The organism is Streptomyces sp. NPDC005017 (genome assembly GCF_042873115.1).
Taxonomy (GTDB): Bacteria; Actinomycetota; Actinomycetes; order Streptomycetales; family Streptomycetaceae; genus Streptomyces.
Map to the genome: position 1 here is coordinate 33,130 of NZ_JBIALD010000041.1, position 8,255 is coordinate 41,384.

Genomic DNA, 8,255 nt, shown 5'->3' on the forward strand with positions numbered 1-8,255 from the left:
GCGCCGTTCCCCGCGCCCCTTCAGGCGGTGGGCCCCGGGGCGGTTGAGGCGGTGAGGCCCGCTGGGGGGCACCGCGCCCTCTGCCCGTCTTGGGTGGCGGAGGGCGCGGCGGGGCCGGCCGGCGTGCCTCCCGAGCTTGCCGACCGGAGTCTCGTCCGTCCCCGACCGGGCTGTCAGGGGCCGACGCGACGCCGGGTGGGAACGCCGAGCAGGGTTCCCTCGAGCGCCAGCAGATGCGTGTGCCGGCGGATATGGGCGTCTCGGTCCGCGCCGGGCTCCTCGGGGTGCTCGTCGGTACAGGGCCCGACCGGGTGTTCCATGGCGGGCTCCGCGAACGGTACGTGCTCGAACAACGCGAGGTCATCAGGCCGAACGGCCCATGAAAGCTGCTGTCCGCCGGCCATCAGCCGCAGCCGGAGGCTGCCGTGGTGCCCGGCCCTGACGGCCGGGGTGATGACGGCGCTCGCGGGGTGGAGGGCCGCCAGCCAGGCCAGCAGGTGCGCCCGCTCACGGCTGAGGCGGCCGGACTCCTGCGCGTAGGAGTCCGCGTGCAGCTGCCAGCGCGTCACCTCCTGCCGGCAGACGGCGAGGTCGTCCTCAAGGCGTGACGGGGGGTCCGTCTCACGCCCGGCCGCGGCGGGGCGCCGCAGGAGATGACGGAGTCGGAGAAGGGGGCGGAGACCCGGCCGGGCGCGCCGCGCGGAACGCGAAAGGGGGCGCGGCCGGCCGGGTCCGGGGCCGTCGGGCGGGAAGCCCTGGGTGGATGCGGACATGCGCTGCTCCGGGTGCGGTGGACGATGCGATGGCCGGACTGCCCTGAACGGGGGGCGGGCGGCGCGGGTCCGCCGGGCTGGGCTCGGGTGGAGCCGGTGCGGCGGTAGAACCCGGCGCCGCGGGCGTTGGCGGCGCGGCAGGCGTCGTCGACCGGCTCCTGCAGGCGCAGATGCCGCTGGTAGGCCGCCCGGGTGCCGCAGGGGGCGGGCTCCCGGCGCGGGCGGCCCGTCGGACCAGGGGCGGACTCGGTGTCCGGCGCCGGGCCCTGCCGGGACCCGGCCCGTTCCAGGGCGTAGCGCTGGGGTCCGGTGAGACCGGCGACGATGCCGCCGCGGTGGCCCTCGGCCATCCCTTCCTCCCTCTTGAGCACCGTCTCCCGGCACGGCAGGAGGACCGGGCAGTTCTGGCAGACGGCGACGGCCAGGTCGCGGGTGCGCTCGGAGAACCAGAGCTCCGCGTCCTGGAACCGGCACGAGGCGTCCAGCTCCCAGCCCCACCCCCGGCCGTCGGCGGCGGACGGACTCACCGGCGCGCTCCCCGGCCCGGACCGGCCGCGCGGACCGGCGTCAACGGCCCCACGTAGGCGGCCACGTTGGCGAGGGAACACCGTTCCGGGCGGCCGTCCAGCGACATCAGCGGCATGCCTTCGGCGGTCTGCGCCCCCTGGAAGTACCAGATGTCGCCGTGCGCGTCGCGATACGGCTGCACGAGGTCGTAGGTGATCCCGCCGAGCCGGAACAGCCGCTTCGTCCGAGCCTCTCCGCCGGGCACGGCACCGTCGGGCAGGGGCGCCGTCCCGTCGGACACCGGCCCGACGGCTTCGAGCACGGGCGTGGCCGTCTCGGACGCGCCGGTGATCCGGCCCAGCACCGACACCCGTACACCGTGGCGCCGGCCCTCGCCGGTGAGGAGGTGCGGGCGGGACAGTTCGCTGACGACGGTGATCCCGAAGTACGCGCGCCATCTGGCCCACTCGGCCAGGTCCGGGACGCGGAGCAGCACCCGCACGGTGTCGCCGTCGGCGTCGACGGCCAGCAGCCCGGGGTGCCGCCCGGCCTCGCGCTCGACGGACTGCGCCACACGCCTGGCGCGCCGGCAGTCGATGTCCCAGGCGATGGCCTGGCGCTCGAGGTCGGTGGGCACGACGTCGTCCGGCCGGCCGTCGGCCGCGGGGAGCGAGGTGCGCGACCAGCCGCCGTCGGACGTCCGGTGCAGCACGGCGGCGGTGAAGCGGTCCGGGCCGACCGGCCCGTGGGCGGAGCCGAGGGGCCGGCCGGAGGTCGCGGCCGGGTCGTGCGGTACGGAAGCCAGGGCCGCGGGAACCGTGCCGACGGCCGCCGAGAGGTCCTCGCTCACAACGACACCGCCCCGACCGTCCACCGCAGCTGGCGCATCGCGCGATGGGTGAGGGCACGCACGGCACCGACGGTGCGGCCCATCTCGTGAGCCGTCTCCTCGGGAGACAGCTCGTCGAGGAAACGCAGTTGGAGGCAGTGGCGCTGCGGCGGACTCAGCGTCAGCAGGGCGCGCTGGACGGCCTCGCAGGCTTCCACGGCCTCCAGGGCGCGCAGCGGCGGGGACTCGCCTTCGCGGACCGGGCGCACCGGGTCCCGGGGCTCGGCGACCAGGGTCTCGCGCCGGGTGCTGCTGCGGCCGATCTCGTCCAGGTACAGGTTGCGGGCGATGGTGATCAGCCAGGCGGCGAACGCGCTGCCCTGCCAGGCGAAGCCGCCGATGCCGCGCAGGGCACGGACGAACACCTCCTGGGCCAGGTCCTCGGCCAGATGACCGTCACGGGTGCGGAACACCAGATAGCGGTACACGACGCGGTAGTGCTCGCGGTAGAGAAGGGCGAAGGCCTCACGGTCGCCCTGGCGGGCCCGTGCGACTAACGCGGGCTCCGGACCGATCGGCGCGGTCCGGATGTCGGTCTGTGGGGACAGGGTCGGTGCGGACAAGGTCGGTGCTCCTCGGACGTCATGGGTGCGGTGCGGATGGGGATCCTCGCGATGTCTTCGGTGTCTTCGCCGTCTTCGGTATACGTGTAGATGTAGATTCGATGGGTAGAAAGAGAGTGATCCGCGATGTTCGGACGGGATCACACTCATCGCGCCACTCGGGCGCCGGCCGGTGCATCGGCGGAGAGAAGGTCCGCCTGCCCCCGACCTCCGGAGTTATCTACAGTCTTCACGTAGATGCAGATAGTGTCAAGCCGCTCACAGAGCGCAAGGAGCGGGCCTGACCGACGCCGCGAGAGGTGCCATAAAAGGTGCCATAAGGGGCGTCGTGAGGCATCACGGGGACCACACGCAAGGCTTCGTCACCGGCCCGCCCGGCAGTCGCACCAGGGCGGCGCACGGGGAGGCGCAACAGTGTGCGGCCGCCGCCCGAACGCTCCGGGGCGCACACCCGGGCCGTGTCGTCAATCTGCAATCTACTTGCGCATGTAGATACCCATGCCGGATGCTCTGACGTGTGACCAGCGAGCCGACACCCCCCACAGAGCCGCAGGCCGGCGACGACCCTCCACACCAGGGCGAGGACCTGGCGGATCTGCTCACCAGGCTGCTCTCCGGGGCCCAGGGCAGGACCCAGAAGGACCTGGCGGCCCAGGCGGGCATCTCGTATCCGACCCTGAACGCGTGGATGAACCGCACCCGCGGCACCTCACGCATCGACCCCGAGCGCCTGCGCGCCATGGTCGAGGTCTTCCGGCAGTGGGGCGTGCGGACCACCCCCCGCGAGTTCTTCGAAGCCGTCGGCCGCCCCGTCCCCGGCCCCAACCGGGACGAGCGCGAGGCGAGACTGCTCAAGCTCTACCGGCAATTGCCAGAAGCGCGTCAGCGGGCGCTGCTCAAGGACGCCGAGGCGATGCTCCAGGTCAGCCGGATCGGCTGACACTCCGGCGGTACCTTGGAGCCGACGGTTCCGGCATATGCGGCTATGGGCGGCCTCGAACGGATCTGCCGAAAACACCCATCTGTGCACACAGGCCCCGGTACCATCAGTCACCCGCTGACCTCCCGGAGCGGATCACTGCAGCGCGTTGTGCATCCTGGGGAGACAGTTGTGTGCATCCACGTCCGCGTAGCGACCGATCTGCCAACCATGGTCGTCTGGGACCCGGACGAGGTCAGTGTCCTCGTCGCCGGCGGCTCCCACCTGATCGACGTGATCCGGGAGCTGCGCGCCCTGCTCACGATCGATCTGGGCGCGCCTGAGGGAACCGGCAACGTTCTCCTGTGTTACTGCGGCATGCGGGTGAAGCTGCCCGCCGAACTCCTCGCCCGCGCCGTCGCCGCACAGGCCTGCTGACGGCGAGGGCGGCCTGCAACGGAGGAGACCGCCGCGGGGCGCAGGCACCGCGGCGGTCTCGTCCGGACCGTCGGATCAGGCGGTCAGGCGGGCGATCGCCTCTTCGACGGTCAGCTCCTCGCGCTCACCCGTCCGCCGGTCCTTGAGCTCGACGACACCCTCACCCGCGCGGCGGCCCGCGACCAGGATCTTCGGTACGCCGATCAGCTCGGAGTCCGTGAACTTCACACCCGGCGACACCCCGGCCCGGTCGTCCACCAGCACGCGCAGGCCGGCCGCGGAGAGCTTCTCCGAGACGTCGAGGGCCAGTTCGGTCTGGAGGGCCTTGCCGGCGGCGACGACATGGACGTCGGCCGGGGCGACCTCGGCGGACCAGCACAGGCCCTTGTCGTCGGCGGTCTGCTCGGCGAGGGCCGCGACCGCGCGGGAGACGCCGATGCCGTAGGAGCCCATGGTGACCCGGACCGGCTTGCCGTTCTGGCCGAGGACGTCGAGCTTGAGGGCGTCGGCGTACTTGCGGCCGAGCTGGAAGATGTGGCCGATCTCGATGGCGCGGTCCAGCTTCAGGCCCGTGCCGCACTTCGGGCAGGGGTCGCCCTCCTGCACGACCACGACGTCGACGTACTCGTCGACCTCGAAGTCACGGCCCGCGACGACGTTCTTCGCGTGCGTGCCCTCCTTGTTCGCGCCGGTGATCCACGCGGTGCCGGGGGCCACGCGCGGGTCGGCGAGGTACTTCACCTTGTCCAGGCCCTGCGGGCCGACGTAGCCACGGACCAGGTCGCCGCGCTCGGCGAAGTCGGCCTCGGTGACCATCTCGACGGACGCCGGGGCGAAGTGCTCCTCGACCTTGCCCAGGTCGACCTCGCGGTCACCGGGCACGCCCACGGCGACGATCTCCCCGTCGACCTTCACCAGGAGGTTCTTCAGCGTGGCGGAGGCCGGGACGCCGAGGTGGGCGGCGAGGGTCTCGATGGTCGGGGTGTCGGGGGTGGGGATCTCCTCGGCGGCGGCCACGGCGGAGCCGTCGACCGGCTGGAGCTCGTAGGAGATCGCCTCGGTGTTGGCGGCGAAGTCGCAGTTCGGGCAGTCGGCGAAGGTGTCCTCGCCGGCCTCGGCCGGGGCCAGGAACTCCTCGGACTTCGAACCGCCCATGGCACCGGCGGTGGCGGCGACGACGCGGTAGTCGAGGCCGAGACGCTCGAAGACGCGCTGGTAGGCCTCGCGGTGCAGGGCGTAGGACCGGGCGAGGCCCTCGTCCTCCAGATCGAAGGAGTACGAGTCCTTCATCAGGAACTCACGGCCGCGCAGGATGCCGGCCCGGGGGCGGGCCTCGTCGCGGAACTTCGTCTGGATCTGGTACAGGACGACCGGCAGGTCCTTGTAGGACGAGCACTGGTCCTTGACCAGCAGGGTGAAGATCTCCTCGTGGGTCGGGCCGAGGAGGTAGTCGCCGCCCTTGCGGTCCTTCAGACGGAACAGTTCCTGGCCGTACTCGTCCCAGCGGCCGGTCGCCTCGTACGGCTCGCGCGGCAGGAGCGCGGGGAGGGAGACCTCCTGGGCGCCGATGGCGTCCATCTCCTCGCGGACGATGCGCTCGACGTTGGCGAGGACCTTCTTGCCGAGGGGCAGCCAGCTCCAGATACCGGCGGCGGTGCGGCGGACGTACCCGGCACGCACGAGAAGCTTGTGGCTGAGGACCTCGGCGTCCGCCGGGTCGTCGCGCAGCGTCTTCGCCATCAACTGGGACATGCGCTGGACCGGTGCGTTGGCCATGGTTCTCGTACTCCTGCCATTAAGGGTGATGGCAAGGAGGTTAGCCGGGCGGCGGGGGGCGGCGGAAATCGGTTAGCGACGGCGGAGGGGCAGGGGGGCGCCCATGACGGCGTAGGGGCGGGGGGCGCTCGGGAAGACCACTCGGCGGGCGAGGTCGACGTAGCCGAGGGAGTGGTAGAGGCCGCGGGCGGGGCTGTCGGTGTCGATCGCGGAGAGGATGCTGCGCGGTTCGTCGGCGCTGTCGGTGATCCGGGTGATCAGGGTCCGGCCGATGCCGCGGTTCTGGTACGACGGGTGGACATGGAGCTCGGTGATCACGAAGGAGTCGTCGAGCCAGGTCTCGTTGTCCTGGGCGCGCAGATAGGGCTCCACGACCGTGGACCACCAGTGCGTCCGGTCGTTCGGCATGCCGTAGACGAAGCCGGCGAGGTGCGCTCCGACGGTCGCGCCGAGGGCCCGGGCGCCCGGGTAGGTCATGTGCCGCAGGATGATCTGGCGGCGTACGGCGACCTCGTCCCGGTCCAGGCCGAAGGCGAGGGCCTGGACCGCCAGGGCCTCGTCGACGTGCGCCGCGAGGTCCAAGGGGCTGAAGACGAGGTCCATGACCGGAGCCTACAGGGGTGATTCTCTAGAAAAGCACGCTCATGAACGCGCCCACTTCCTCGAAGCCCACCCTCTTGTACGTCCTTCTCGCCGCCGTGTTGAAGTCGTTGACGTACAGGCTGGCCACGGGGGCGACGTCCGCGAGGGCGTACTGGAGGACCGCCGCCATGCCGGGGGCCGCGATGCCCTTGCCGCGGTACTCGGGGGCGACCCAGACGCCCTGGATCTGGCAGGCGTGTTCCGTGGCGGCGCCGATCTCCGCCTTGAACACGACCTTGCCCTCGCCGTCGACGCGGGCGAAGGAACGGCCGGTGCCGACGAGTTCCGCGACGCGGGCCTGGTAGAGCAGGCCGCCGTCGCCGGCCAGCGGGGAGACGCCGACCTCCTCGGTGAACATGGCCACGCAGGCCGGCATGATCGTCTCCATCTCGTCCTTGCGGACGCGCCGGACGCCGGGGTCCGGGGCGATGTCGTCGGGCATGCGGTCGGTGACCATGAGGGGCTGCCTGGACCGCACGTCGCGGGCCGGGCCCCAGTGGGGTTCGAGCAGGCGCCAGAGTTCGGCGGTGGACTCGGCGGGGCCGACGATCGAGGAGCAGCGGCGGCCGGCCCGGCGGGCGCGGTCGGCGAAGGCGCGGATCGCGCGGGGGGTGGCGCAGATGGGGACGAGGTTGGCGCCCGCGTAGCAGAGGGACGTGAGCATGCCGTCCTCGTACCAGCCCCACATCTCGCCGCCGAGGCGCCAGGGGTCCAGGCCGGCGACTCGGACGCGGGATGCGACGAAGGCGTTGGCCACGGGGTCCGTGTCCAGCACGGTGAGTGCGGCGGCCAGGTCACTCGGTTCGAGGACCCGGGAGGTGGTCTGGGTCAACACGTGCGGGGCCTCACGCTGGGGTTGCTGCTGATCCTCCGCACTATAGCTGCGCCGGCTGGGCGGTGGGGTGTCCGGTTTAGGGGGTTGTTGGGGGTTGGCGGCGTTCCGGGCGGTGGGGTGGTTGCGCCGTTCCCCGCGGCCCCTGGGGGCGTTGGGGGGCGGGGCCGGGTGGGCGGGTATCCCGTGCGTCGTGGGTTTGCGCAGTTCCCCGCGCCCCTTGGGGGGTGGTGGGGTTGCGGGCCGCTTCCCGGCCGTGGTGGGGTTTACGCCGTTCCCCGCGCCCCTTGAGGGCGGGGTTGGGGGTAGTGGGGCGCTTCCCGGCCGTGGTGGGGTTTGCGCCGTTCCCCGCGCCCCTTGAGGGGGTGGTGCGGGGTGTCGGCTCGCTTTACGTGCGTCGTGGGGTTTGCGCCGTTCCTCGCGCCCCTTGGGGGTGGGAGGGTCAGTCGGTTACTGAGATGGTGGGTTCGCCGGACGGGGTGCCTTCGGCTTCCATCTGTTCGGCGAGCTTCATCGCTTCCTCGATGAGGGTCTCCACGATCTTGGACTCGGGGACCGTCTTGATGACCTCGCCCTTGACGAAGATCTGTCCCTTGCCGTTGCCGGAGGCGACGCCGAGGTCGGCCTCGCGGGCCTCGCCGGGGCCGTTGACGACGCAGCCCATGACGGCGACGCGGAGCGGGACCTCCATGCCGGTGAGGCCGGCGGTGACCTCTTCGGCGAGCTTGTAGACGTCGACCTGGGCGCGGCCGCAGGACGGGCAGGAGACGATCTCCAGGCCGCGCTGCTTGAGGTTGAGGGACTCCAGGATCTGGAGGCCGACCTTGACCTCCTCGGCCGGCGGCGCGCTCAGCGAGACGCGGATGGTGTCGCCGATGCCCTGGGAGAGCAGCGCGCCGAAGGCGACGGCCGACTT

10 protein-coding genes are annotated in these 8,255 nt (G+C 72.1%); 2 read left to right on the top strand and 8 right to left on the bottom strand.

Features of this window, described 5'->3' with window-relative positions; translation table 11 throughout:
- Nucleotides 1–173: 173 nt before the first annotated feature.
- The 4 genes from ACFYR0_RS36065 to ACFYR0_RS36080 are packed head-to-tail and all read right to left on the bottom strand — an operon-like array spanning nucleotide 174 to nucleotide 2,732.
- Nucleotides 174–569 carry a hypothetical protein gene (locus ACFYR0_RS36065; protein WP_389338020.1) on the bottom strand — a complete coding sequence of 132 codons (396 nt, stop codon included), beginning with the start codon at nucleotides 567–569 and terminating at the stop codon, nucleotides 174–176.
- A complete protein-coding gene (locus ACFYR0_RS36070) occupies nucleotides 566–1,300 on the bottom strand; it encodes a WhiB family transcriptional regulator (RefSeq protein WP_389338023.1) in 735 nt (244 codons plus the stop codon). The genes ACFYR0_RS36065 and ACFYR0_RS36070 overlap by 4 nt, the downstream gene beginning before the upstream one ends.
- The gene (locus ACFYR0_RS36075; protein WP_389338026.1) at nucleotides 1,297–2,130 is read right to left on the bottom strand and encodes a BN159_2729 family protein; all 834 of its coding nucleotides are present in this window, start codon (nucleotides 2,128–2,130) and stop codon (nucleotides 1,297–1,299) included. Before ACFYR0_RS36075 ends, ACFYR0_RS36070 begins: the two co-directional genes overlap by 4 nt.
- The gene (locus tag ACFYR0_RS36080) at nucleotides 2,127–2,732 is read right to left on the bottom strand and encodes an RNA polymerase sigma factor (protein ID WP_389338029.1); all 606 of its coding nucleotides are present in this window, start codon (nucleotides 2,730–2,732) and stop codon (nucleotides 2,127–2,129) included. The genes ACFYR0_RS36075 and ACFYR0_RS36080 overlap by 4 nt, the downstream gene beginning before the upstream one ends.
- Nucleotides 2,733–3,249: 517 nt before the next feature.
- On the opposite strand from ACFYR0_RS36080, the gene ACFYR0_RS36085 reads away from it, so the two are divergent.
- Both ACFYR0_RS36085 and ACFYR0_RS36090 read left to right on the top strand, forming a co-directional pair.
- Complete coding sequence (locus ACFYR0_RS36085; protein ID WP_389338032.1) at nucleotides 3,250–3,672, top strand: helix-turn-helix domain-containing protein; 423 nt, start codon at nucleotides 3,250–3,252, stop codon at nucleotides 3,670–3,672.
- Between the two features lie 171 nt (nucleotides 3,673–3,843).
- Entirely contained in the window at nucleotides 3,844–4,089 is a 246-nt protein-coding gene (locus tag ACFYR0_RS36090) for a hypothetical protein (protein WP_389338035.1), read from the top strand.
- A gap of 75 nt (nucleotides 4,090–4,164) precedes the next feature.
- On the opposite strand, the gene ACFYR0_RS36095 is transcribed toward ACFYR0_RS36090, so the two are convergent.
- The 4 genes from ACFYR0_RS36095 to ACFYR0_RS36110 form a co-directional block, all read right to left on the bottom strand.
- Nucleotides 4,165–5,865: a proline--tRNA ligase gene (locus ACFYR0_RS36095; RefSeq protein ID WP_389338038.1), complete on the bottom strand. Its 1,701-nt coding sequence runs from the start codon at nucleotides 5,863–5,865 to the stop codon at nucleotides 4,165–4,167.
- A gap of 72 nt (nucleotides 5,866–5,937) precedes the next feature.
- Nucleotides 5,938–6,468 carry a GNAT family N-acetyltransferase gene (locus tag ACFYR0_RS36100; protein WP_389338041.1) on the bottom strand — a complete coding sequence of 177 codons (531 nt, stop codon included), beginning with the start codon at nucleotides 6,466–6,468 and terminating at the stop codon, nucleotides 5,938–5,940.
- 25 nt (nucleotides 6,469–6,493) lie between these two features.
- Nucleotides 6,494–7,342 (bottom strand): GNAT family N-acetyltransferase, encoded by an 849-nt coding sequence (locus ACFYR0_RS36105; protein ID WP_389338044.1) that lies wholly within the window; start codon nucleotides 7,340–7,342, stop codon nucleotides 6,494–6,496.
- Between the two features lie 439 nt (nucleotides 7,343–7,781).
- Nucleotides 7,782–8,255 (bottom strand): flavodoxin-dependent (E)-4-hydroxy-3-methylbut-2-enyl-diphosphate synthase (locus ACFYR0_RS36110; protein WP_389338047.1); only part of this gene is annotated, 474 nt, incomplete at its 5' end.